Origin of the sequence: Lysinibacillus sp. IITD104 (assembly GCF_036698265.2) — a bacterium.
GTDB classification, from domain to species: Bacteria; Bacillota; Bacilli; order Bacillales_A; family Planococcaceae; genus Lysinibacillus; species Lysinibacillus boronitolerans.
This window is the reverse complement of the sequence record NZ_JBAHYH020000001.1, coordinates 141,710-165,534: the sequence shown is the minus strand read 5'-3', so window position 1 is coordinate 165,534 and position 23,825 is coordinate 141,710. Positions and strand designations below refer to the sequence as shown.

The 23,825-nt window shown below is 38.4% G+C and carries 24 protein-coding genes and 1 pseudogene; 6 read left to right on the top strand and 19 right to left on the bottom strand.

From position 1 onward, the window contains the following. Nucleotides 1–139: 139 nt before the first annotated feature. The 9 genes from epsC to V1L66_RS00750 form a co-directional block, all read right to left on the bottom strand. Entirely contained in the window at nucleotides 140–1,081 is a 942-nt protein-coding gene (gene epsC / locus V1L66_RS00790) for a serine O-acetyltransferase EpsC (protein WP_004233580.1), read from the bottom strand. A 303-nt stretch (nucleotides 1,082–1,384) separates the two neighbouring features. Then, on the bottom strand, nucleotides 1,385–2,080 hold the full coding sequence (gene ispD, locus V1L66_RS00785) for a 2-C-methyl-D-erythritol 4-phosphate cytidylyltransferase (protein WP_036077773.1): 696 nt from the start codon (nucleotides 2,078–2,080) through the stop codon (nucleotides 1,385–1,387). An 11-nt stretch (nucleotides 2,081–2,091) separates the two neighbouring features. After that, on the bottom strand, nucleotides 2,092–3,177 hold the full coding sequence (locus V1L66_RS00780) for a PIN/TRAM domain-containing protein (RefSeq protein WP_312124192.1): 1,086 nt from the start codon (nucleotides 3,175–3,177) through the stop codon (nucleotides 2,092–2,094). Between the two features lie 284 nt (nucleotides 3,178–3,461). Further along, nucleotides 3,462–4,838, bottom strand: coding sequence for a DNA repair protein RadA (radA, locus tag V1L66_RS00775; protein ID WP_016992143.1), 1,377 nt, complete (start codon nucleotides 4,836–4,838; stop codon nucleotides 3,462–3,464). Between the two features lie 91 nt (nucleotides 4,839–4,929). Continuing rightward, nucleotides 4,930–7,374, bottom strand: coding sequence for an ATP-dependent Clp protease ATP-binding subunit (locus tag V1L66_RS00770; protein WP_016992144.1), 2,445 nt, complete (start codon nucleotides 7,372–7,374; stop codon nucleotides 4,930–4,932). Beyond that, the gene (locus V1L66_RS00765) at nucleotides 7,364–8,473 is read right to left on the bottom strand and encodes a protein arginine kinase (RefSeq protein WP_036077777.1); all 1,110 of its coding nucleotides are present in this window, start codon (nucleotides 8,471–8,473) and stop codon (nucleotides 7,364–7,366) included. Before V1L66_RS00765 ends, V1L66_RS00770 begins: the two co-directional genes overlap by 11 nt. Beyond that, a complete protein-coding gene (locus tag V1L66_RS00760; protein WP_016992146.1) occupies nucleotides 8,470–9,012 on the bottom strand; it encodes a UvrB/UvrC motif-containing protein in 543 nt (180 codons plus the stop codon). Before V1L66_RS00760 ends, V1L66_RS00765 begins: the two co-directional genes overlap by 4 nt. A 13-nt stretch (nucleotides 9,013–9,025) precedes the next feature. Further along, entirely contained in the window at nucleotides 9,026–9,496 is a 471-nt protein-coding gene (locus V1L66_RS00755) for a CtsR family transcriptional regulator (protein ID WP_004233573.1), read from the bottom strand. 266 nt (nucleotides 9,497–9,762) lie between these two features. Next, on the bottom strand, nucleotides 9,763–10,068 hold the full coding sequence (locus V1L66_RS00750; protein WP_016992147.1) for a DUF4870 domain-containing protein: 306 nt from the start codon (nucleotides 10,066–10,068) through the stop codon (nucleotides 9,763–9,765). A 124-nt stretch (nucleotides 10,069–10,192) separates the two neighbouring features. Between V1L66_RS00750 and V1L66_RS00745 the strand changes: the two genes are divergently transcribed. Next, nucleotides 10,193–10,873: a class I SAM-dependent methyltransferase gene (locus V1L66_RS00745; RefSeq protein WP_333005977.1), complete on the top strand. Its 681-nt coding sequence runs from the start codon at nucleotides 10,193–10,195 to the stop codon at nucleotides 10,871–10,873. 33 nt (nucleotides 10,874–10,906) lie between these two features. Next, nucleotides 10,907–11,869: a magnesium/cobalt transporter CorA gene (gene corA, locus V1L66_RS00740; RefSeq protein ID WP_016992149.1), complete on the top strand. Its 963-nt coding sequence runs from the start codon at nucleotides 10,907–10,909 to the stop codon at nucleotides 11,867–11,869. 47 nt (nucleotides 11,870–11,916) lie between these two features. On the opposite strand, the gene V1L66_RS00735 is transcribed toward corA, so the two are convergent. Next, nucleotides 11,917–12,126 carry a hypothetical protein gene (locus V1L66_RS00735; RefSeq protein ID WP_258859982.1) on the bottom strand — a complete coding sequence of 70 codons (210 nt, stop codon included), beginning with the start codon at nucleotides 12,124–12,126 and terminating at the stop codon, nucleotides 11,917–11,919. A gap of 269 nt (nucleotides 12,127–12,395) precedes the next feature. Between V1L66_RS00735 and V1L66_RS00730 the strand changes: the two are divergent. After that, nucleotides 12,396–12,956 (top strand): annotated as a pseudogene (locus V1L66_RS00730) (protoglobin domain-containing protein); the annotation flags it as partial. Beyond that, nucleotides 12,939–13,721, top strand: a complete 783-nt coding sequence (locus V1L66_RS00725; RefSeq protein ID WP_405027057.1) for a methyl-accepting chemotaxis protein — start codon at nucleotides 12,939–12,941, stop codon at nucleotides 13,719–13,721. The pseudogene V1L66_RS00730 and the gene V1L66_RS00725, both read left to right, overlap by 18 nt. Nucleotides 13,722–13,754: 33 nt before the next feature. On the opposite strand, the gene V1L66_RS00720 is transcribed toward V1L66_RS00725, so the two are convergent. From V1L66_RS00720 to adh, 5 genes are all read right to left on the bottom strand, one after another. Further along, nucleotides 13,755–14,234, bottom strand: a complete 480-nt coding sequence (locus tag V1L66_RS00720) for an acyl-CoA thioesterase (protein WP_016992152.1) — start codon at nucleotides 14,232–14,234, stop codon at nucleotides 13,755–13,757. Between the two features lie 69 nt (nucleotides 14,235–14,303). Further along, nucleotides 14,304–15,731: an aldehyde dehydrogenase family protein gene (locus tag V1L66_RS00715; protein ID WP_333005974.1), complete on the bottom strand. Its 1,428-nt coding sequence runs from the start codon at nucleotides 15,729–15,731 to the stop codon at nucleotides 14,304–14,306. Nucleotides 15,732–15,774: 43 nt separating this feature from the next. Continuing rightward, nucleotides 15,775–16,743, bottom strand: coding sequence for a DUF4003 family protein (locus V1L66_RS00710; RefSeq protein WP_333005973.1), 969 nt, complete (start codon nucleotides 16,741–16,743; stop codon nucleotides 15,775–15,777). A gap of 411 nt (nucleotides 16,744–17,154) precedes the next feature. Further along, nucleotides 17,155–17,514, bottom strand: a complete 360-nt coding sequence (locus V1L66_RS00705) for a DUF779 domain-containing protein (RefSeq protein ID WP_016992156.1) — start codon at nucleotides 17,512–17,514, stop codon at nucleotides 17,155–17,157. A gap of 21 nt (nucleotides 17,515–17,535) precedes the next feature. Then, nucleotides 17,536–19,056: an aldehyde dehydrogenase gene (adh, locus tag V1L66_RS00700; protein ID WP_333005971.1), complete on the bottom strand. Its 1,521-nt coding sequence runs from the start codon at nucleotides 19,054–19,056 to the stop codon at nucleotides 17,536–17,538. A 241-nt stretch (nucleotides 19,057–19,297) separates the two neighbouring features. Here adh and rluF point away from each other — a divergent pair, with 241 nt between their 5' ends. After that, nucleotides 19,298–19,999 carry a 23S rRNA pseudouridine(2604) synthase RluF gene (gene rluF, locus V1L66_RS00695; RefSeq protein ID WP_016992158.1) on the top strand — a complete coding sequence of 234 codons (702 nt, stop codon included), beginning with the start codon at nucleotides 19,298–19,300 and terminating at the stop codon, nucleotides 19,997–19,999. 27 nt (nucleotides 20,000–20,026) lie between these two features. Next, a complete protein-coding gene (locus tag V1L66_RS00690) occupies nucleotides 20,027–20,746 on the top strand; it encodes a DUF6904 family protein (protein ID WP_333005968.1) in 720 nt (239 codons plus the stop codon). Between the two features lie 42 nt (nucleotides 20,747–20,788). Here the strand turns inward: V1L66_RS00690 and V1L66_RS00685 are convergent, their stop codons facing one another. The 4 genes from V1L66_RS00685 to V1L66_RS00670 form a co-directional block, all read right to left on the bottom strand. Beyond that, nucleotides 20,789–21,286, bottom strand: a complete 498-nt coding sequence (locus V1L66_RS00685) for a cupin domain-containing protein (protein WP_036077792.1) — start codon at nucleotides 21,284–21,286, stop codon at nucleotides 20,789–20,791. 113 nt (nucleotides 21,287–21,399) lie between these two features. After that, complete coding sequence (locus V1L66_RS00680) at nucleotides 21,400–22,107, bottom strand: ABC transporter ATP-binding protein (RefSeq protein ID WP_004233555.1); 708 nt, start codon at nucleotides 22,105–22,107, stop codon at nucleotides 21,400–21,402. After that, the gene (locus V1L66_RS00675) at nucleotides 22,107–22,886 is read right to left on the bottom strand and encodes an ABC transporter ATP-binding protein (RefSeq protein WP_016992162.1); all 780 of its coding nucleotides are present in this window, start codon (nucleotides 22,884–22,886) and stop codon (nucleotides 22,107–22,109) included. Before V1L66_RS00675 ends, V1L66_RS00680 begins: the two co-directional genes overlap by 1 nt. Beyond that, nucleotides 22,886–23,821, bottom strand: coding sequence for a branched-chain amino acid ABC transporter permease (locus V1L66_RS00670; protein ID WP_016992163.1), 936 nt, complete (start codon nucleotides 23,819–23,821; stop codon nucleotides 22,886–22,888). The genes V1L66_RS00675 and V1L66_RS00670 overlap by 1 nt, the downstream gene beginning before the upstream one ends. Nucleotides 23,822–23,825: the final 4 nt, after the last annotated feature.

Genomic DNA, 23,825 nt, shown 5'->3' with positions numbered 1-23,825 from the left:
TCATCTTCCTTTAATTAATATTTATCATTATCATATCAAAATTTGCCATAGGTTGTTTGAAAAGCGCCTTAATAATTATCCTCCTATAGCAGTAATGGGCAGTTTAGAAAGCTACACTCTCTAGACTGCCCTACATTCATTAAATATGATACTCTATATTTTTCATTTGACTGTTGCTAATATTCGGAGATGGCTGTGAATTATAGACACGTGAATAAGGAGGAACAGAGTGTGTTAGCCAAATATTACTTCCTAAAACGGAATCGTGCCCAATCGTCGTCTCGCCCCCTAAAATAGTGGCACCAGCATAAATGACAACATTGTCAGCAATATTCGGATGACGTTTAATGCCCTTAATTGGATTACCATTTTCATCTAACGGGAAGCTTAGTGCACCTAATGTTACACCTTGATAAATTTTTACATTCTTTCCGATTGTACAAGTTTCACCGATAACGACACCTGTTCCGTGGTCAATAAAGAATGATTCTCCTATTGTAGCCCCTGGATGAATATCGATACCCGTTAATCGGTGCGCATATTCTGACATAATTCGAGGCACAATTTGTACGCCCATTTCGTATAACTCATGTGCAATGCGGTGAATATAAACAGCCACAATAGATGGATAGCTTAGTAAAATTTCTTCTGTGGAGAGAGCTGCTGGGTCACCATTATATGCCGCTTGAATATCTGTTTGTAGCACTTGGCGAATGGCAGGAAATCGATTAATCAAATTCATAACAATTTTGTCTGCTTGTTCACGGCAATACTTCTCGCAATTGGCAGGGTCACTGTCCTCCATATTATAAAATAATACTTTTTCGATAATATCCCGCAAATCTAATGCCGTTTCACGCAGCTTATTACTGCAAACTACGTTCACCCTTGTTTCATCAATCGGTCTTGTCATATAAATGCCAGGAAACAGCACCTCATGGAAATTATCTATTATTTTTATAACCCGATCCCGTCCATCAAAGCCTATTGAGTTGTCAACGTCGATGTACTGTTTATTTATACTAGTTAATGAACCTGTAATTTCTGGAACCTTTTGATTTAACCAATCATTTAATGACACAATAAACACCCCTCACATCTTTTCATCTATTCTATTACCTTATTAATCATATATCCACTATTTCATTTTACACGTAAAACGATCATACACGGATAAAACCACTTTATGTGAGCTTATTCTAACTTTTTATCCTTTTCCTAGCCTTCGTTTCTCATTCGGCTATAAGGATGTCATTATCATACATATATAATGGACATAATTCGCAACCAAGAGGTATTCCTGCACCATGGACTTTTACCCAACCAAAACAAATAAAAAAGACTATCCATCCTCAACAAACTACGAATGAATAGCCTATATTTCTTAATGATTGAATGATCCACGCTTACGCAAGATTGCCTCACCAAATACTAAGTCTTCTTGTGTTGTCATTTTTACATTTTCATAACTACTTTCTACGATGTGTACCTGATGTCCGAGACGCTCCATTAGCATCGCCTCATCTGTCCCAAGAAAACCTACTTTTTCAGCTACGTCCTCTGCTTCCATAATTAATTCAAAACGGAATGCTTGTGGAGTTTGCACCATCCAAAGGCTTTCTCGATCAACCGTTTCCTCTATAATGCCATTCATTGATACTTTTTTCATCGTATCTTTCGCACGAACCCCTGCAATTGCTGCACCGTGATTATGGGCGTTCTGTACAAGCTTTGCAATAATATCATGCGTAATAAACGGGCGTGCTGCGTCATGAACAAGCACAATATCTACCTGTTGCATCTCTTTCATGCACGAATGAACCGAATGCTGTCGCTCAGCACCTCCATCAGGTAAGCCCTTCACTTTGGTAATCTGATAATCCTCTAGCATTTTTTGAATATATGCACGTTCTTCTGGTTTAACGGCCAGCCAAATACCTGTGCAAGAGGGATCTTGTTGAAACACTTCTAGCGTGTGTACCAGAATAGGCTTCTCCAAAAGCTTTAAAAATAATTTATTTTGCCCTGCACCCATACGCTTCCCACTTCCAGCAGCAGGTAGAACCACTTCATATTGCATTTTCCCACATCCTAATCGTCCTTCGGCTTAGCAAAGATCATACGACCTGCTGACGTTTGCAGCACACTAGTAACTGTAACTGTAATTGCCTGTCCAATATAACTACGACCACCTTCAACCACAATCATCGTACCATCATCTAAATAGGCAACTCCTTGGTTATGCTCTTTACCATCTTTTATAACCACAACCTGCATGTCCTCACCTGGTATGACCACAGGCTTCACTGCATTCGCTAAATCATTAATATTTAATACTTTTACATGATGGAGTTCACAGACTTTATTCAGGTTAAAATCATTCGTAACAATTTGTGTGTCGTTACCCATTTTTTTTGCAAGACGTACAAGCTTTAAATCTACCTCTTGTACATCTTCAAAATCCTCGTCTGTAATTTCAACTTTTGTCTTACGTTCATCTTGTAGTTTTTTTAATATATCTAAACCACGCCGACCTCTTGTGCGCTTTAAGGTGTCGGAAGAATCAGCTATATGCTGAAGCTCTGTGAGCACAAATTGAGGTACAACTAAGATACCCTCAATGAAGCCTGTTTCAGAAATATCAGCAATACGACCATCGATAATCACACTTGTATCTAGCAGTTTGTAGCTTCCTCGAACCTCTTGAACTTCAGCACCTTCACTAGCTTTTTTCTTCGTATTGCCACTTCGTAATGTAAAAAGCTGTATGAGCTCATCTCTTTTTCTAAAACCTAGACGGAAACCTAAATACCCTAATACAAATGACAGGATAATAGGGAGTACTTCCGTAATAACAGGGAATTTTACACTATCAATGGCAAAGCCTAAAAAGTAAGCGACAATCAACCCAATTATTAAACCAAACGTACCAAATAATAAATCTCCGATAGGAACCTTAAACAGAACTTCTTCCATCCAGCTAATGAGCCTTACAAAGTAATCGGAAAATGCAAAAGATAGTGTAAACAGTAAAAGTGCGCCTAGAGCTACTGATACATAAGGATTATCTAGCCAAGGATTAGATGATAAATGAAGCAATTCGTATAATGGCGGTAAGAAAACAAGGCCCAATGCTCCTCCAATCAGTAAAAACGCAATTTGAACAAATTTTTTCACAAGCTGTCACCTCCTAATTGTTAGTTAAGATTATACATAGTTTACGGCAGAAAATCTTTCATGAGCTCAATCAAATTCTCATTATTTTTGATGTTGTGAAACAAGGATAAGTTAGTTAGACATAATTTTACAAATTTCTATTTTTGCATCTAATAGATGACAATCCTTTATTCCTACATCAGCTATTATTTAGGACGATGATTCCTTTATTTGAGTTTCCGATATTAGCATTAAAAATGAAGGAAAATGCATGTCAGCATAATATCCAACATGCACAATCTCCTCTATAGCTCTCTAAAGCATGCATTTAAAGCATCCTTTATCGTTTCTACACCAACAATTTCAATTCCCTGTGGAAATTCCCAACCACCGATATTCGAAGCTGGAATGAAAGCTCTTTTGAATCCAAGCTTCGCCGCTTCAATGACTCGCTGTTCTATACGTGACACCCGACGGACCTCACCTGTCAGTCCTACCTCACCAATAAAGCAATCCGTTGCACGCACTGCCTGATCCTTAAAACTAGATACAATGCTTGTCAACACTGCTAAATCTATAGCTGGCTCATCCAGCTTGACACCACCAGCAACTTTAATATATGCATCCTGAGCTTGTAGCATGAGACCCATACGCTTTTCTAGTACAGCCATTAGCAATTGTACTCGGTTTTGATCGACACCTGTGGCCATACGTTTAGGATAGTTAAAGCTTGTAGGTGTAACTAAGGATTGAATTTCAACAAGGATAGGCCTTGTCCCTTCCATTGATGCAACAATAGTTGACCCCGCCGCACCTTGTGAACGCTCCTGTAAAAATAACTCAGAAGGGTTTAGAACTTCCTTTAACCCACCCTGAAGCATTTCAAATATGGCAATTTCATTTGTAGAACCAAAGCGATTTTTTTGGCTTCGTAAAATACGATGATTATGATGTCTTTCCCCTTCAAAATACAGTACAGTATCAACCATGTGTTCTAAAATACGTGGCCCAGCTATTTGCCCCTCTTTTGTTACATGCCCTACTAGAAAAATAGCAATACCTTTAGTTTTAGCGATTCGCATAAGCTCAGCTGTACATTCACGAACCTGTGATACACTACCTGGGGCGCTTGTTACTTCTGGATGAAAGACCGTTTGTATAGAATCCACAATGACAAATTTAGGTTGGACTTCATCAATGGTTTGATTTAAAAACTCTAGGTTTGTTTCGGAATATATGTAAAGCTCTTGAGAAATCACTCCTAAACGCTCTGCTCGTAATTTCGTTTGACGAATGGATTCCTCTCCAGAAATATAAAGTACGCGATGCCCTTTATTTGAGAGTAATGCGGAAACCTGTAATAGTAATGTTGATTTCCCTATTCCGGGATCGCCCCCAATTAATACTAGAGAACCAGGTACAATGCCGCCGCCTAATACACGATTGAGCTCGCCCATTTCTGTTGCTACACGCGATTCCTCAGTTGCTTCCACCTGGATAATCGGGATTGCCTTTTGGGTAACTGTAGCAGAATGTTGAAATGCTCCACGTGGACCTTTAGCAACCATCTCCACTTCTTCGACCATTTTATTCCATTCACCACACCCTGGACATCTTCCCATCCATTTAGCAGATTCATAGCCACAGCCTGAACATACAAATTTCGTTTTTTTCTTTGCCAAAATGCTTTCACCTCGAATATTTGTTCTTATCCTTAATTGTACAGAAAAAAAGACAGCTTGGCACTTAAAGCCTTACTGTCTTTCCTTGAAATTATTTAGAGATGGATACTCCCTCTTTTTTCTTTACAACAAACTCATCGTTTACATAATCAATGACAACCTGATTACCCTTTTCTACATTACCTTTTAGTAATTCTTCCGATAATCGATCCTCTACTTGTTTTTGTAATGCACGACGTAGTGGACGAGCACCATATTGAGGGTCATAGCCTTCTTCAGCAATTTTTTCAAGTGCCGCATCAGTCAGCTCTAACGAAATGTCTTGCTCTTTCAAGCGTTTTGTTAAAGCATTGCCCATCATCGCAATGATTTCTTTTAAGTGCTCTTTTTCTAATGCGTGGAAGACAATCATTTCATCGATACGGTTTAAGAATTCCGGACGGAATGCTTTTTTCAATTCTTCTAACATCGTACCCTTCATGTCTTTATGCTTAGACTCTGCACCACCTACATTGAAACCAAGGCTCTTTTGGTATTTTAATGCATCCGCACCAACGTTTGAAGTCATAATGACCACTGTATTGCGGAAGTCTACTACACGTCCCTTAGAGTCTGTTAAACGACCATCTTCAAGCACTTGCAATAGAATATTGAATACATCAGGATGTGCCTTTTCAATTTCATCTAATAAAACGACTGAATATGGCTTACGGCGAACTTTCTCTGTCAGTTGGCCACCATCATCGAAGCCTACATAGCCTGGAGGTGAACCTACTAAACGAGAAGTCGAATGTTTCTCCATATACTCGGACATATCAACACGAATCATCGCATCCTCATCGCCAAACATTACTTCAGCCAGTGCTCTTGCAAGCTCTGTTTTACCAACACCTGTAGGTCCTAAGAAGATAAATGAACCAATTGGTCGTTTTGGATCTTTTAAGCCTGCTCTTGCACGACGTATTGCACGAGAAATCGCTTCTACCGCTTCACCTTGCCCTACTACACGTTTGTGTAATTCTTCTTCAAGCTGCAGTAACTTCGAAGATTCTTCGGAAGCAATTTTAGCAACTGGGATTCCTGTCCACATTGATACAACTGCTGCTACATCATCCACAGTCACCTTAGATTCGGCTTTACCTTGCTCTTCTTTCCAATTTTTTCGAGTGGCTTCAATTTCATCCTTCAGCTTTTGCTCCGTATCTCTTAGCGCTGCTGCCTTTTCAAATTCTTGACCTGATACGGCTGCATTTTTTTCAGAACGAACATTTTCAAGCTTATCCTCGAGCGCCTTTAAGTTTGGTGGCACTGCGAATGAGCGTAAGCGTACTTTAGAACCTGCTTCATCGATTAAGTCAATCGCTTTATCTGGTAAGAAGCGGTCAGAAATATATCTATCACTCATTTTTGCGGCTGCTTCAATCGCTTCATCTGTAATTTTTACACGGTGATGCGCTTCATAACGATCACGTAAGCCTTGAATAATTAGAATAGCCTCTTCCACTGTCGGCTCATCCACTTGGATTGGTTGGAAACGGCGCTCTAAAGCTGCATCCTTTTCAATGTACTTACGGTACTCATCAAGTGTTGTGGCACCAATACATTGCAGCTCACCACGTGCTAAAGATGGTTTTAAGATATTTGATGCATCAATCGCACCTTCAGCACCACCCGCACCGATTAATGTATGCAATTCGTCAATAAATAAAATGATGTTGCCTGCTTGGCGAATTTCATCCATCACTTTTTTCAAACGATCTTCAAATTCTCCACGATATTTTGTACCTGCAACAACTGTCCCCATATCTAGTGTCATTACACGTTTGTCACGAAGGATTTCTGGCACTTCGTTATTAATAATTTGCTGTGCCAATCCTTCAGCAATCGCTGTTTTACCAACACCTGGCTCACCAATCAATACAGGGTTATTTTTCGTACGACGCGATAAAACTTCAATAACTCGTGTAATTTCCTTGCTTCGGCCAATAACAGGGTCTAATGTACCTTCACGTGCAATTTGTGTTAAATCACGTGCTAGACTATCTAATGTTGGTGTATTGGCAGCTTGAGCTGCTTGTTGGCCAGATTGGGCATTATCATTATTACCTAATAGCAATAATACTTGCTGGCGAGCCTTATTTAAACCAACTCCCGCATTGTTTAAAACGCGAGCTGCCACGCCCTCACCCTCACGTATAAGCGCCAGTAATAAATGCTCTGTGCCAATATAGGAGTGACCTAATTTACGTGACTCATCAACAGATAATTCAATTACTTTCTTAGCTCTTGGCGTATAATGAACGATTGGACCGACATCTTCTTTGCCCTTACCAACTAATTCTTCAATGCCAGCTTCAATCATTTGAGGACTAATATCAATGGCTTCTAACGCTTTCGCAGCAATACCGCCGCCTTCACGTATAAGCCCTAATAGAATATGCTCTGTACCGATAGATTCGTGCTTCCAACGAATAGCCTCTTCCTGAGCAAGCTGTAATACTTTTTGCGCGCGTTGTGTAAAACGATTAAACATCATATAAATCCTCTCCTTTTTCCCCATTTATAGGCTTATTCGCATGTTCTTGAGATAATGTCTCACGAAGCATCTCCGCTCGAACACGATCCCGCTCAGCAGGTGGTAATGCCTCACCTGCATAGTGCTGTAAAAAACCTGGTTGCATACTAACAACACATTCATTTAAGGTCGTTGCTTGTATACCATCAATCAATTGTAAATCTACTCCTAAACGAACATTAGATAGGCAAGTCGCGGCTTCCTCACTTGTTAAAATTCTCGCATGTGTAAGGGTGCCTAAAGCCCGATATACTCGATCTTCTAGCGCAAGCTCTGCCTTTTCCATTAATTTACCTCTTGCATGTCGTTCTTTTTGAATAATCTTTTCAGCGACACTTTGTATGTCTGCTAAAATATCTTCCTCTGTCTTTCCAAGTGTAATTTGGTTAGACACTTGATAAACATTCCCTAAATTTTCGCTTCCTTCACCATATATACCTCTTACAGTCATTCCTAAGCGTGTCATGGCGTTTATAATCTGATTCATTTGCCCTGTTAATGTAAGAGCGGGTAAATGCATCATGACGGACGCTCGTAGACCCGTACCAATATTCGTTGGACAACTTGTTAAATAACCAAAAGTATCTCGAAAAGCATACGGTAATACTTTCTCTAGGATACGATCAATCTTATTTGCTTGTTCATAGGCACTTTGAAGTTGAAAACTTGCTGTCATACATTGAATGCGTAAATGATCCTCTTCATTCACCATAATGCTCACGGATTCATCTTCAGAAAGTAGTATAGAGCCCACTTGCTCTTTTTTAGCCAGTTGTGGGCTAATCAAATGCTTTTCTACAAGAATTTGACGCTGTAAAGGCGATAAATCCTTTATAGCAAAATAAGCATAATCATTTTGAAGCATTGGGCTATCACTTACAGCATGTGTAACAGCCTGTTCTACCTGCAGGGCCTCATTCTCTGAAAACGCTAAAGGAAAACGGTACCCATCTAAATTTCGTGCGAGGCGTATCCGTGTACTAATGACGATATCTGAGTAATCATCTTTGATATGCATCCAAGTTGGTGTCGCACGCTCTAAAAATGATTCAATCATCATGACACATCACCACCTTCAAATTGTAGATGCTTCTCTAGCTCTTTGACTTCATCCCGTAGCTTCGCCGCTTCTTCAAACTGTTCTTCATCTACGGCGGATTTCATACGCTTGCGGATATCTTCTATTTGCTTTTTAATAACATACACATTACTGCGAGCACCAGGCATTTTACCAATGTGTTGTGGACCTGCCTGAATGCGATTAAATAGCTTTGGCAAATGATCACCAAATGTGTCATAACAGCTTGGGCACCCGAATTTTCCTTCTTTTAAAAATTGCTTATACGAAAATCCACATTGTGGGCATGTTTGCTGTTGTGGTTGTACCTGTTGTTTTTCCCCCACCTTTTGCCATGTAGGAGAGCCAAACCAGTTAGACAATAACTGTTGAATAGATACTGGCTCTTGTTTAAACTCTGCATGAAATGGATGGAATTGTGAGGCGCAGACGTCACAATAATGATGCTCTACTTTTTGCCCACTTTGAACTTGTGTTACTGTAACTGTCGCATTACGTTGTTTACAATGTTCGCATATCATTTCCATCACCTCACTATTTTTGTTGTTCATATTTAATTGTTGTCAGCATTGCTCGCAATATTTTTGATCGAATGACATCTCTTAATGGGAGATGCAAGTCGATCGTGGAGCGATCAATTGCTGCTAACATTAATTTCGCTTCTCGCTTGGAAATTACCTGCTCATCAATGAGTCGATAAACCAAATCTTCCGCCATCGTTTGAGATGCTCCACCTTCAATTTGCCGGAGAACATCGTCGATTAAATCAATCTGTGAATTCGCGCGGACACGTAAAATTCGAATGTATCCACCACCACCACGTTTGCTCTCAACAAGGTAACCCCGCTCGGCAGTAAATCTTGTATTAATGACATAATTTATTTGTGATGGTACACATTGAAATTTATCAGCGATTTCACTACGTTTAATTTCAATATGCCCTTCTCCACCTAATTCAAGTACTTGCTTTAAGTAACCCTCTATGATGTCTGATATATTACGCATTTTAGGAATACACCTCGCTTGCTTCACTGACTTTGACTATCTTTGACTTTCTTTGAGTATATTATACAAAACGCCTGAAAAAAATTGCAATGATTTCGCCCATAGAAAAGTGGAAAGTCTTGAAAATGCCCTTTAAGGCAACAAAAAGAGCACTTTTTTAATTATTTGTGTACGGTTAATAATTTCCTCATACATTTAATGTACCCTAGTTAGTCATAGAAAAAACGCAAGCATATGCAACTAGCATATACTTGCGTCTATGAAAATTATACCCAGCGACCAACAATTGGATAGCGCCAAGGTTCATCCGACAATGCTTTTACGATACCAATAATCGGTACCACAAATAGCATAATGCCGAAAATGATTAAAAATGGTAAGCCAATAAGGACAAAGCTTAAAACAACAGAGATAGCAATTAAAACACCCATGACAATTTGGAATAGCAATGCTTGAATAGAAATTGCCTTTACTTCCTCATCAGAACTAATTAAAAAGAAAATAATGGGCACTAACCATGGCGCAAAAAATGCACTTGCGTGTATGATTACTTTAGACCATTTAGTCTCCATATATATCAACCCTTTCTTTGAACTTTATCTATGTTTTATGTACTACTATTTACGGAACTATACCCACAATAGTTTCACATTTAAAAGGATTTTTTAAAATTTTTTTGAAAGGCTGTGAGGAGAGTTGGAATTTAACAACACATTAGCAAATGAATATGAAAAGGGTATTCGCCGTACATTGCCTAGTTATGATGCCATGCTACGTTTAATACAAACTTTTTATCACTCTAGACTACCAGAAAATGCTAACATGTTAATCGTGGGAGCAGGGAGCGGCAATGAAATTATACAGCTGGCAGAAGGAAGGCCACATTGGTCATTCACTGGCATTGATCCATCTGCATCCATGCTTAGCATAGCTAAAGAGCGTTTACTCGCTCTACCAAATAATATGTCATTCCATCAGGCTACAATACTAGATGCTTCGCTGCCCTTCTCACAGTATGATGCAGCAAGCTGTGTTCTCGTCTTGCATTTTATTCAGGAATATAAAGAAAAGCTAGACACAATAAAAGAAATAGCAAAACATTTAAAACCTGGAGCACCATTTGTCCTTGTTTCAAAATATGGTCAGCTAGGCTCTTTAGAAACAGAACTACAATTTGATTTATGGCGTTCCTATTGGCAACAGCATACTAGACTTTCTTTGTCTGAATTAGCAGAGATGGAAAAATCCATTCGTTCTCTTTCTTTTATGAGTGAAGAGGAAATTGTAACACTTTTACAAAGGGCAGGCTTTACTAAACCTTCTAGATTTTTTGCCACTACTTTGTTCGGTGGATGGGTATGCTTTAAAGAGGACTAACTATTTTGTAGTAAATAATTTGAGGTGAAAACCGTGATAAGCACCATTGGCATTACAAAACAACAACATCTGTTAAAAGATTTTCCATTAGAGGAGATCCATCAGCAAGAATTTGAATGGTATTGGGTTGATTTTAATTGTCCTACAGCCGAGGAAGAATCATTGTTGGATACATTTTTTCATTTTCACCCTCTTGCTATTGAAGATTGCTTAATGAGATTACAGCGTCCGAAGCTAGACTTTTATGATGACTTTCATTTCTTTGTCATTCATCGAGTGAATGAAGAGACGTTAGCTGCGGAGGAGGTTAATATATTTGCCTCCAATAAATTTATCGTAACCTTCCATAAAAATCCTGTCCCTGAAATAGATAAGGTGCAGAAGATGCTGGAAAACCAACCGAAGAATTGGGAGCGCGGTACTGTATACTTAACGTATCAAACCATTGATAAAATCGTTGATAGTTATTTTCCACTCGTTTACAAAATTGAAGATCATCTAAATGCTTTAGAAGGTGAACTTACATACCAAAGCAATGTAAATGCCATGAAAATTGTCTTCGAGTTCCGTAGTGACTTACTTGATTTAAGACGTACTATTTTACCAATGCGTGATCTTTTATATCGCGTTCTTAATTCTTACCGTTTCTCATTAAAGAAATCAGAAAGAGCTTATTTTGGAGATATCTACGACCATCTACTTAAGCTAACAGAGATGGTTGAATCCAATCGAGAGCTTACCGCGGATATGCGAGATAGTTATATGGCTATGAGTTCGAGTCGCATGAATGGCATTATGATGACTCTAACAATTGTCTCAACAATCTTTATCCCACTTACCTTCATTGCTGGTGTATATGGAATGAATTTCGATAATATGCCGGAGCTTCATGGACAATATAGCTATTTTATTGTACTTGGAATTATGATAATTATCGTTATCTTTATGCTGGCCATCTTTAAACATAAGGGATGGTTTAAACTATTTAAACCATAAAAAAAGACTGCTCGTTTTGTTGTGAAACGAGCAGCTTTTTCACTTTATTAATACGGTCCTCTATCATCAATTTTATTATCGCCCTGCTGTGGAAATAAAAAATAGGCTAATACCCCTGATCCTAAAGCTGCACATATTGTAATTAATAATTGCTCAACATCTGGTACCTCAGCATAATAGTTTCGTAGCATATAAACAGAACCAATTGCAACAATCACCATGACAGGAATAACAAATTTAAAGCGTCTTTTCTCCATACTATCCCTCCTCCCCTTCTTTTTTTCGTACGATTTTTATATTGCTAAACAGTTCGTATTTTACAGGTTTCCTATTTTAAATTCAAATTTATATCGATTCACCATTTGGACTAACAATAAAGTAAAAAAATAAAGAAATAACCAATTTTTTAACCAAATATTCAGCAAATAATAGTAAAATAGATTTAAGCCCATTTATTTATTAAATTTACAAACCTAACAAATTTCAAAAGTGCTTATTTACTTACAATTTATAATGGATATTAAGAATGGAGCAAATAATAATGAGTTGGTTTTCAAAAAATAGTAGTTCTAGCTACTCAATTACTTTAACACCAGAAAATTTTAAGAGCAGTGTACAACTAGATGTATTGAACCACCCCAATCTTCAAAAACAATTACAACTTTTAAATTTAACACTTGAGGATTTAGCTATTATTAAGCAACTACAGCCCTTAGCTAAAGACTTAATTCCTGAAATGGTGGAGAAATTTTATGCAGCCATTAGTTTGAGCCAAGATTTACTTGATATTATTAATAGAACATCACATATTGATCGTTTGAAAATTACGTTACATAAACATTTAAGCGACATTTTTGAAAGTCATATTAATGATGCCTACATTGCTGAACGAAAAGCCATTGCTGAGGCTCACGTTCGAATTGGCTTGCAGTCAAAGTGGTATATTGCCTCATTCCAATCACTCACTACTACTTTTGCAAACTTTGTGAACGAAGTGGATATTTCTAAAACAGATGCTATTCGTGCTATAAACGCTTTTTGTAAAATCATTAATTTTGAGCAACAGCTGGTGATTGAGGCCTATGAAAAAGAGGAAGAGCGTATTCGCTCAGTAGCAGATGCAACAAAAAATTCCCTTGTCACGACAATCCAAAGTACTGCTGAGGAGCTTAATGCCATTAGTGAGGAAACAGCCGCATCATTATTAGTGATCTCCTCACAAACAGATGATATTGCTGTAGCGACTAAGCAAGGATTGAGCTTCGTAGCAGATACACAAGAAAAATCAAGACGTGGCCAACAGCAGTTGAAAGAACAAAATGATTTAATCCAAGTTATTTTGCAAAGTGTCAACGGTCTTGAGGTAACGATGAACCAACTACGTACCTCTTCTCAAAAAATTTCTGAAATCGTTGGGCTAGTTACAGGCATTGCAGATCAAACCAATTTATTAGCATTAAATGCTTCTATTGAGGCAGCACGAGCAGGAGAACATGGGAAAGGTTTTGCGGTGGTTGCTGAGGAAGTTCGTAAACTCGCTGAGGAAACAAAAAACGCCGTCCAAAATGTTTCTCATCTTATTAAGGAAACGGAAAGTAATATTACGACTATGGCTAATTCAGTTATCAATGTTGATCAAAAAATTCAGCATAGCGTCAATACACAAGAAAGTTTATCCAAGTCATTTAATGATATTGCTGATGCAGTTTCTGGTATTCAACAGCAATATGTAAATACATCAAGAGATATTTCAGCCATTTCCAATTTAATTACTGAATTATCGCAGGGCGCTACGCTAGTATCTTCGTCTTCCGACTCGCTCATTAATGTTGTTAATGAGTTAAATATGTAAAAAAAGGGAACTCGTTTAGAGTTCCCTTTTTCCTTAATGCGGCAATGCACGTTTTTGTTTACGGTGCTCTCGTCTTGCTGGCCCAGTTTCAAATAAACGCTTTTCTTCATCTGTTTCAGGGTAAATCGCAGGAACTGGTACTGGTTTCCCTTCCTCATTTACTGCAACCATCGTGACAAATGATTCTGTCGTTAATTTTTCCTCGCCAGTCTCAATATTACGCGAAACAACGCGAACATAAACCTCCATCGAAGAACGTCCTGTAGACGAAACAATACTCTCGATTTCAAGAATATCTCCTACATGTGCAGCGGATAAAAAATCAACCGAGTCAATAGAAGCTGTCACTACAAGGCCTTTTGCATGTTTCATTGCTGTAATAGCAGCGATTTCATCAATATAAGCTAACACTCTTCCACCGAAAATAGAATTGTGATTATTTGTGTCTGGGGGTAATACGAGACGCGATTGAACCGTACGTGATTGGCTCATTGGTACAGCGTTGTTTGGCATAATTCTTGCAACTTCCCTTCTCATGTTGTTCTTTCGTCATCGTATCGCAGAAAAAGAGCTGATGCAAATTTAGAACGATTTTTTCATCGAAATAAATTTCATGTCAGTCATTTCCTCTAGAGCCCACTTAATTCCTTCACGTCCGTAACCACTCATCTTTACTCCACCATATGGCATGTTATCTACTCGGAATGTCGGAATGTCATTAATAATGACAGCACCAGCCTGTAATTCATCTGCTGCATATAAAGCATCTGACAGTATATTCGTGTAAATACCTGCATTTAGACCAAGGTCCGACTCGTTTACAAGTCGAATTGCGTCGTCTAATGTTTCATATGAAACAATTGAGACGATTGGTGCGAATGTTTCCTGACAGACAATTTTCATATCAGCTGTCACATTCGTCATAACTGTTGGTGTTAAAGTACGTTCAGTAAATACGCCTCCAGTTGCAATTTTAGCCCCCTGTTCCTGTGCCTCCTCAATCCATTCCCTGATGCGTTCCACTTCATTTGGATTAATCATGGCACTGACATCCGTAGTTTTATCTAATGGATCTCCTACTATAAGCTTTTCTGTTTCTGCAACAAAGGCTTTAGTAAATTCATCAATAATGGAAGAATGCACATAAATACGTTGTAATGAAATGCATACTTGTCCAGCAAAGTTAAAAGCCCCGCTTACACAACGATTGATAATTTTATTTATTGGCGTAGAGGGTTCGACAATTACCGCTGCATTAGAACCTAGCTCTAAAGTAACTTTACGTAAACCTATTTTTTCTTTAATTTTCAAACCAACTTTACCACTACCTGTAAACGTTACTTTTTTGACGTATGGATGTGTGACAAGTGTATCACTAAGCTCGCCTCCACTGCCTGTCACAATTTGCAATGCCCCATCTGGTAATCCTGCCTCACGGAAAATTTCAGCCATAACGATAGCACTTAGTGGCGTTTGTGTTGCTGGCTTTAATACAACTGTATTACCTACTGCAAATGCTGGACCTAACTTGTGAGCCACTAAATTGAATGGAAAATTAAATGGCGTAATGGCTGATACCACACCTAAAGGTTCTCTTTTTGTCCAGCCTATTCGATCCCCTGCTCCAGGGGCTGCATCCATTGGCACAGTCTCACCTTTTGACTGTTTAGCTCCCTCTGCTGCAAATTGATAGGTGGCGATTGTACGGTCAATTTCAGCTAAACCTGCAACTATAGGTTTTCCAGCCTCTAAGGCTAAAATCTCTGCAAGTTCTTCTTTTCGTTGGCGCATCTTATCAACAACTTTATATAATATTTCGGCACGTTCGTAGGCTGTTGTCTTTTTAAACGATTGGAATGCCTGCTGTGCACCTTCGATAGCTTTCTCTACATCTTGAATAGATGCTTTAGCTACATGAGCAATAACCTCACCGTTGTATGGAGAAGCTAGCTCATAGCTTTCCTCTGCATCATGCCACTGGCCATTAATCCACAGTTTTGTTTCCTTCATCCTTCAAATGCACCTCCAAATAATCATGTTATTCTTTATTCTATCACGAAGAACTTGAACTAGATGCAATGGTAGCTGCACTAACCGCTGCAATCATTGCTGCTTGCTGTGCTTGAATTAATAGCTCTATAGAAGACATAATGGTCATGGACAAAGACTTTTGCACCTTTGCCATATCATAAATAGCGATTTGTACAGCCATAAAGAGCACAAATTCACGATGCCATTTTAATAACTTCATGTCTTTTAATTCATGGTATAAATCAATCAATCCTTGAAGTTGTGTTTTATTCAGATTAAGTATTGCTAAAAAGCCAAGTAAAGGATAATGCATAGCCTTGACTTTAACGCTCTGCTTTTTGAGCACATCACGAAGGGCCACAACATCTGATACTAGCTGACCATCAAATTGGGGTGAAAAAAATGTTAATACCTGCGAAAGCCATTGGAGCTCATTACCAGCATTAAAATTATATGTTCGTAGCTCTTTATAGTATCGATTCATGGTAGCTGCACGCATTTCAACATCATCAGATGGACTACTTAATAATACGGCATAAGGAATGTCCTCATATGAGGTTAAAAATGGGTGATGTTTACGTATAGCATCGAATAAGGCCCTAGCCGCCTGTGCATGCGCCTTTTTATCCTGTTCATCCTCCGTCAAAAACTGCGCCCCGATATAGCTAAAATTACCACTTCTAAATTTAACCTCCTTCAAGATGCTCACATTTGTAAGTAAATTCTTTACTGCATTTTCAGCATCATCTTGCTCCATGAGGTTGGCAGCAATACTATATCCAACTGTTGTTCGTAAAGGAGACATCCATGTAGATTGCTTCTTCATCTCTTGTAAAACATTTTTATACTTCGTTGCATCAAAAGTTTTTCCTGACGCTACGAATGTACTAGCAATAGCTAATACAATTTTACGGTCCACCGTCCAGCCTGCAGCCTTTGAAACATCCTCTACTATATTTGCAAATTCATTTTCAATCATCACATAATCCATATTAAATCCCACTCCTTTACCCGTTTTACGTAACATAATGTGAGAAAGATTCACCCTCTTTGTAACAATTAACATAAAAAGTAAACATAATTTAATGTATGTTACTTACTTTATTTGATTTAATAGAAAATATTAACAACCTACAAAGGAGGTATGGCCGATGGTAGCAAAAACCACAAAGAAACTATTATTTACCATGACTTTAAAGGATCGATTAAATCTATTCCTTTTCCTAAGAAATTCATCCAGTAATATCGCTTTACATACTCTTTTCCATAAAAATTAATATCGAAACACTTGAACACTCAAAATAAATATTCATCACTAAAGCCTCACTTTCCATACAATAACTTTTCTATTTCCAGATAAAAAACAGCGGCAGAAAAACTTTGCCGCTGTACAAATCACTTGTTAAATTAACCCTAGCTCTTGCAGTTCTTCAGATGTGAAGGCTCTTGACCTTGTTAGGAAACGTTTTCCCTCTACGCCCTCGAGTGAAAACATGCCGCCTCTGCCATCCACCACATCCAATATAATTTGTGTATGTTTCCAGTAATCATATTGATTTTTGTGCATATAGAAAGGAGCATCACCCACTTCACCAAGGCACACATCCTGATCTCCTATTAACAAATCCCCTTCTGGATAACACATTGGTGATGAGCCATCACAGCATCCGCCTGATTGATGAAACATAACGGGCCCATGTTTCTCTTTTAATAGATCGATTAGTGCTAGCGCTTCTTCCGTAGCTAATACACGTTCAACCACGCTCATGCACCTCCCTACGAATTAGAAGAAACCAAGTTTGTTTTCGCTATAACTAACTAATAAGTTCTTCGTTTGTTGGTAATGCGCTAACATCATTTTATGATTTTCACGACCAACACCCGACATTTTGTAGCCACCGAATGCAGCATGTGCAGGATATGCATGGTAACAGTTTGTCCAAACACGACCAGCTTGAATTTCACGACCGAAGCGATATGCCGTATTAATATCTCTCGTCCAAACACCTGATCCTAAACCATATAATGTATCATTAGCAATTTCTAATGCTTCCTCTTTCGTTTTAAATGTTGTGACAGCAACAACTGGTCCGAAAATTTCTTCTTGGAATATACGCATTTTATTATGCCCTTTGAAAACAGTTGGTTTAATGTAGTAGCCATTTTCGAAGCCTTCACCCACATTATTTTTGTCTCCTCCAATTAGACATTCTGCACCTTCTTGCTTACCAATATCTAAATAAGAAAGAATTTTTTCCATTTGCTCACTAGATGCCTGTGCACCCATCATTGTGTTTGGATCAAGTGGGTTGCCAACTTTAATGGCTTCTACTCGCTGTAATACGCGCTCCATAAATTTATCGTAAATAGATTCTTGGATCAGTGCACGTGAAGGACAAGTACATACTTCCCCTTGATTTAGAGCGAATAGCACAAAGCCCTCAACAGCTTTATCTAAAAAGGCATCATCTTTATCCATAATATCTTCAAAGAAGATGTTTGGCGACTTACCACCCAGTTCTAATGTTACTGGAATAAGGTTTTGAGAAGCGTATTGCATAATTAAACGCCCTGTTGTTGTCTCACCTGTAAAGGCAATCTTACCTATGCGTGGATTTGATGCAAGCGGTTTCCCTGCTTCTAAGCCAAATCCATTCACAACATTAATGACACCTGGTGGTAGTAAGTCTTCTATTAATTCTAAAAGCACCATAATAGATGCTGGTGTTTGTTCTGCAGGTTTTAATACGACACAGTTTCCAGCTGCAAGTGCCGGCGCAAGCTTCCATACAGCCATTAATAATGGGAAGTTCCAAGGTATAATTTGGCCAACTACGCCAATTGGCTCGTGGAAATGATAAGCAACTGTATCGTTATCAATTTGGCTTACTGAGCCCTCTTGAGCACGTAATACCCCAGCAAAATAACGAAAATGATCAATTGCAAGAGGGATGTCTGCATTTAATGTTTCGCGTACCGCTTTACCGTTATCCCATGTTTCAGCAACGGCTAGCTTTTCTAAATTTTGCTCAATACGGTCCGCAATTTTAAGTAAAATGTTTGCGCGTTCTGCTGGTGATGTCTTGCCCCATGCATCCTTAGCAGCATGCGCCGCATCTAATGCATGTTCAATATCCTCAGCTGTGGAACGTGCTACTTGTGTAAAAACTTGTCCAGTAACAGGAGTAACGTTATCAAAATACTGACCCTTCACTGGGGGTGTCCATTCGCCACCGATATAATTATCGTATCTCTCTTTGAATTGAACTACCGATCCTTCAGTGTTTGGAAATGCATAAACCATTTTACTTCTCCCCTTTACACAATTTAATGAGAACTATCTACAAAAAACGTTATTTTATATCGGAATAACAATATTTTCATAGAAACCCTCTCACCTAATATATTGTCAGAAACATAAAATAATTTCAACTTTTTCAAAAATTTTTCCAACTAATTTATTTTTGCTAGAAAAGCTTCTAGCATTCACTGTATGTGTGACGTTAAGGTATACTTAAAAATAATATAAAATATAGGAGAACAATATGCGTATTAATAAATATTTAAGTGAAACAGGCATCATATCTCGTCGTGGGGCTGATAAATGGATAGCAGAAGGAAAGGTAACGATTAACGGTGAGCTGGCTACAGTTGGTAGTCAGGTTGAAACAGGAGACATTGTTTGCGTGGATGGAAAAGAGGTAAAGAAAGAACAACAGCTTGTTTACATTGCTCTGAATAAACCTGTTGGGATTACAAGTACAACAGAACGTCATATAAAAGGCAATGTCGTTGATTTTGTCAATCATCCTTTGCGTATTTTTCATATCGGGCGTCTTGATAAGGAATCAGAGGGGCTATTGTTGTTAACGAATGATGGTGATATCGTCAATAAAATTCTACGTGCTGAAAATCATCATGAAAAAGAATACATTGTTCAAGTTGATAAGCCTATAACTGCGCAATTCATCCAAAAAATGGGGGCTGGGGTCGATATTTTAGATACAACAACTTTACCATGTCATGTGGAAAAGATTTCAGATAAAGTATTTAAAATCATTTTAGAGCAAGGCTTAAACCGCCAAATTCGTCGAATGTGTACTGCACTAGGATATTCCGTTAAGCGTCTTCAACGTATTCGAATTATGAATATTAAGCTTGGTAATTTAAAGGTAGGGCAATGGCGTGATTTAACAGAGAAGGAACGAACAGAACTATTCAAACTACTCAATTACACACCAAAATAAACACATTTAAGGGGAGGGGCGAGGACTATGATATCCATTCAAAGCACAGAACAACTAACAGGGGTAAGAATTAGCGCGGATTATTGGGATTTAGATGAACTAATTAATGCTATTTATAAAGTAACTGGTGACGAAAATAAATACTATGATTATCAGGGTCCTCGACTACGTATTTTAAGCGTTTGCTATAAACTAAGACATGCTATGCTCGGTGAACATCACCTAGAGTTTGTTAGTAATGGACTTAATAAGAGTGTTCTAACACAACATGAGCTCATCTTTCCAAGTAAGAATGTCTATTTTTCAACAGAAATTCTTTGGCCGGAAATTATCTTTAGTGCCATCGCATTAAATGATTTTATTGACCTGCACCAAAAGTTAAACAATGCTTCTATGTGGAATCCTGAAATAGCTATTATACGCAAATTTCAAGCGGCTATTGCTGAATGTCTAGAGCAAGAGGTAAGTGAAGAAGATTATGCTGTGTTTTTAAGCATGTTACATGCTAAAAATCCCTTAACTTTCCGTTTTGCAACCCAGTACGTGGATGTTCTAAATCTAGAATATATCGAATTAAGTAAAGAGGAACGTCAGGCTCATTTAGCGGCATTTGCTGTGAGATTAATGGTAGAGGACCATGAATATGTAGCTTTAAAATCCCACCTGATGGAAGCAGCTATAGCAACAAAACAAGCATTACATGATATTCAAATTCAACTAAATTATCCTGAAGAAATATTCTGGTGAACAAACCATGCCGTCTCAACATAATTGAGACGGCTGTTTTTTCTATTCTATTGTTTTGTAGGCCATTTTACGAATAACTTCCTCGTGCTGAGGATAATCTGCTAAAAGCTCTTCCTGTGTGAACAATTCAAAATCCTCAAAGTCAAAGCCTGGCGCCACCATACATCCTACTAAACTAAACGAATCAGATTCCTCCACCGACGAGCCGAAAATTGTATGCTTTGGTACTGCGATTTGAGGGACCTCCCCTGCTTCTACATTCAAGCCAAGCTTCTTCGCTTCATATGTCCCATCTGGGAAAATCATATGCACTGTTAGTGGGCTTCCTGCGTGATAATACCATAGCTCGTCCGATTGTAAACGATGTAAATGTGAAATATCCTGTGAGCGCAGGAGGAAATATATACTAGTATAAATCGGTCTCTGTACATCTCTCACTGCTATATCGTCCGATGCACGAAACGATGAAATGTAATAGCCCCCTTCAGGATGTTCGGCTAACTTTAAATGTTCAATAAAATATTGTGCTGAATACTTCAAAAAGCATCACTCCTTTTTTCAACCTTACCAAAAAGTAAAGTGGAAATGCTACCTCTGATTCTTTCAACATACAAGCCAAAAAGGACATCTCAACATGAGATGTCCTACCATTTTTATAATCCGCCTAAATAAGCTGCCTTTACTTGCTCGCTCTCTTGTAGCTCTTTTGCTGAACCAGATAAAACAATACGCCCTGTTTCAAGTACATATGCACGGTTAGCGACAGATAATGCCATATTAGCATTTTGCTCTACAAGTAAGACGGTTGTTCCTTCTTTATTAACCTGCTCAATAATATTAAAGATATTTTTTACCATCAACGGTGCAAGACCCATTGAAGGTTCATCCATTAATAATAGTTTTGGTTTTGCCATTAAGGCGCGTCCCATCGCCAGCATCTGCTGTTCCCCACCAGACAATGTACCTGACTGCTGTTTTCGGCGCTCTAATAATCGTGGAAATAACTCGAAAACATGATCCATATCTTTTTTAATACCTGCTTTGTCATTTCGCAGATATGCACCAAGCTCTAAGTTTTCCTCAACTGACATATTGGCAAAAACACGGCGTCCTTCTGGAACGTGAGAAATCCCTGATTTAACAATAGTCTGTGCCGCTTTCCCAGCTATCGAAAAGCCTTCATATTCAATAATGCCACCTTTTGGCTTCAATAAACCTGATAATGTCTTTAAGAGCGTGCTCTTTCCAGCACCGTTTGCACCGATTAACGTTACAATCTCACCCTCGTTTACTTCTAAAGAGAGGCCCTTTAATGCTTGGATGTTGCCATAATAAACATCGATATTTTGTACTTTTAGCATTAGCCGATAACCTCCTCACCAAGGTACGCTTCTATTACCTTTGGATTGTTGCGAATTTCTTCTGGTGTCCCATCAGCGATTAATTGTCCATGATCAAGTACGTAAATACGTTCACAAATACCCATAACTAAGCTCATATCATGCTCAATCAGCAATATTGTTAAGCCGAACTCTTTACGAATAAATGCAATTAACTCCATTAAATCATGAGTTTCTTGTGGGTTCATCCCTGCTGCTGGTTCATCCAATAAAAGTAGTTTGGGATTTGCCGCTAACGCACGAGCAATCTCTAAACGACGCTGCATCCCGTAGGGCAAATTCTTTGCTAGCTCATCTTTATAAACATCTAAGCCAAAGATTTTTAAGAACTCAATTGACTGTTGCTCCATTTCAGCCTCACCTTTGAAATGAGTAGGCAAACGAAAAATAGAAGACCACATAGAATGCTTAGCAAGAGAATGGTTGGCTACCTTAACATTGTCTAGTACAGACAGCTCTTTAAATAAGCGAATATTTTGGAACGTACGGCTGATCCCCTTCTGGGTAACCTGATAGGGAGCAAGTCCATTCAATTTCATACCATTAAAAGTAATTGTACCTTCCGTTGGTGTATATACCCCTGTTAACATATTAAAGCTAGTTGTTTTCCCAGCACCGTTTGGCCCAATAAGTCCTACCAATTCGCCTTGGTTAAGGTACATATTAACGCCCTGAACTGCCTTTAAACCACCGAATTGAATACCCATATTTTCAACATTGATAAGAAGGTTTCCAGTCATTATTTAGTACCTCCCTTTTTACCAAACTTAAATAATTGTGTTATCTCTTTCGTTCCCATCAAGCCTGTTGGACGATAGAGCATCACGATAATTAATACTAAACTGTAAATAATCATACGTGTTTCTGGGAAGTTTGCTAGATAAGTAGACACGACTGTTAAGAAAATCGCAGCAATCACTGAACCAGAAAGACTTCCCAAACCACCAAGTACAACGTAAATTAAAATATCAAATGATTTTAAGAAACCGAATGTTGTCGGTTGAATAATGTAAAAGTTATGTGCAAAAATGGCTCCTGCTAGACCTGCGAAGAAAGACCCAATCGCAAATGCAACAACTTTATAGTAAGTCGTGTTAATACCCATCGCATCTGCTGCTATTTCATCTTCTCGAATGGAAATACAAGCACGCCCATGACGAGAATTTGTAAAGTTTGAGATAACTAGAATCGTTAACACTACGCCAAAGAATGCGTATGTCCAGTTCGATAAATATTTAACCTGCATCCCTGCTGCGCCACCAACATAATCCGTATTTAAAAAGATAATACGAATGATCTCTGCAAATCCTAGTGTAGCAATTGCTAAGTAATCCCCTTTTAACCGAAGCGTTGGAATCCCTACGATTAAACCAGCAACTGCTGCTGCTACAGCCCCTAATAGGATGGCCAATGGGAATGGTAACATTAACTTTGTTGTAATAATAGCCGATACATACGCTCCCACTGCAAGGAATCCAGCATGTCCAATCGAGAATTGTCCAGTAACACCAATAACAATATGCAAGCTGACAGCCAGCATGATATTAATACACATTGTGATCAACATATTTTTATAGTACAAATCAATTACTTCTGTTGTAATCAACAATTGTACAACTGCATAGATGACTAGCGCTATTACGGCATAGCCCCAGAAAACTTTAGACTTTTTCATAAAA

Excerpts from the sequence above, each read along its gene's own strand:
- V1L66_RS00715 (WP_333005974.1), bottom strand. The coding sequence starts at position 15,731 with ATGAAGGAAACAAAACTGTGGATTAATGGCCAGTGGCATGATGCAGAG.
- V1L66_RS00735 (WP_258859982.1), bottom strand. The coding sequence starts at position 12,126 with ATGGAGAAAAGACGCTTTAAATTTGTTATTCCTGTCATGGTGATTGTT.
- ispD (WP_036077773.1), bottom strand. The coding sequence starts at position 2,080 with ATGCAATATGAAGTGGTTCTACCTGCTGCTGGAAGTGGGAAGCGTATG.
- V1L66_RS00710 (WP_333005973.1), bottom strand. The coding sequence starts at position 16,743 with ATGGATTATGTGATGATTGAAAATGAATTTGCAAATATAGTAGAGGAT.
- V1L66_RS00755 (WP_004233573.1), bottom strand. The coding sequence starts at position 9,496 with ATGCGTAATATATCAGACATCATAGAGGGTTACTTAAAGCAAGTACTT.
- V1L66_RS00765 (WP_036077777.1), bottom strand. The coding sequence starts at position 8,473 with ATGATGATTGAATCATTTTTAGAGCGTGCGACACCAACTTGGATGCAT.
- V1L66_RS00670 (WP_016992163.1), bottom strand. The coding sequence starts at position 23,821 with ATGAAAAAGTCTAAAGTTTTCTGGGGCTATGCCGTAATAGCGCTAGTC.
- V1L66_RS00760 (WP_016992146.1), bottom strand. The coding sequence starts at position 9,012 with ATGATATGCGAACATTGTAAACAACGTAATGCGACAGTTACAGTAACA.
- adh (WP_333005971.1), bottom strand. The coding sequence starts at position 19,056 with ATGGTTTATGCATTTCCAAACACTGAAGGATCGGTAGTTCAATTCAAA.
- V1L66_RS00675 (WP_016992162.1), bottom strand. The coding sequence starts at position 22,886 with ATGACTGGAAACCTTCTTATCAATGTTGAAAATATGGGTATTCAATTC.
- V1L66_RS00690 (WP_333005968.1), top strand. The coding sequence starts at position 20,027 with ATGATATCCATTCAAAGCACAGAACAACTAACAGGGGTAAGAATTAGC.
- V1L66_RS00720 (WP_016992152.1), bottom strand. The coding sequence starts at position 14,234 with ATGCCAAACAACGCTGTACCAATGAGCCAATCACGTACGGTTCAATCG.
- V1L66_RS00770 (WP_016992144.1), bottom strand. The coding sequence starts at position 7,374 with ATGATGTTTAATCGTTTTACACAACGCGCGCAAAAAGTATTACAGCTT.
- rluF (WP_016992158.1), top strand. The coding sequence starts at position 19,298 with ATGCGTATTAATAAATATTTAAGTGAAACAGGCATCATATCTCGTCGT.
- V1L66_RS00680 (WP_004233555.1), bottom strand. The coding sequence starts at position 22,107 with ATGCTAAAAGTACAAAATATCGATGTTTATTATGGCAACATCCAAGCA.
- V1L66_RS00750 (WP_016992147.1), bottom strand. The coding sequence starts at position 10,068 with ATGGAGACTAAATGGTCTAAAGTAATCATACACGCAAGTGCATTTTTT.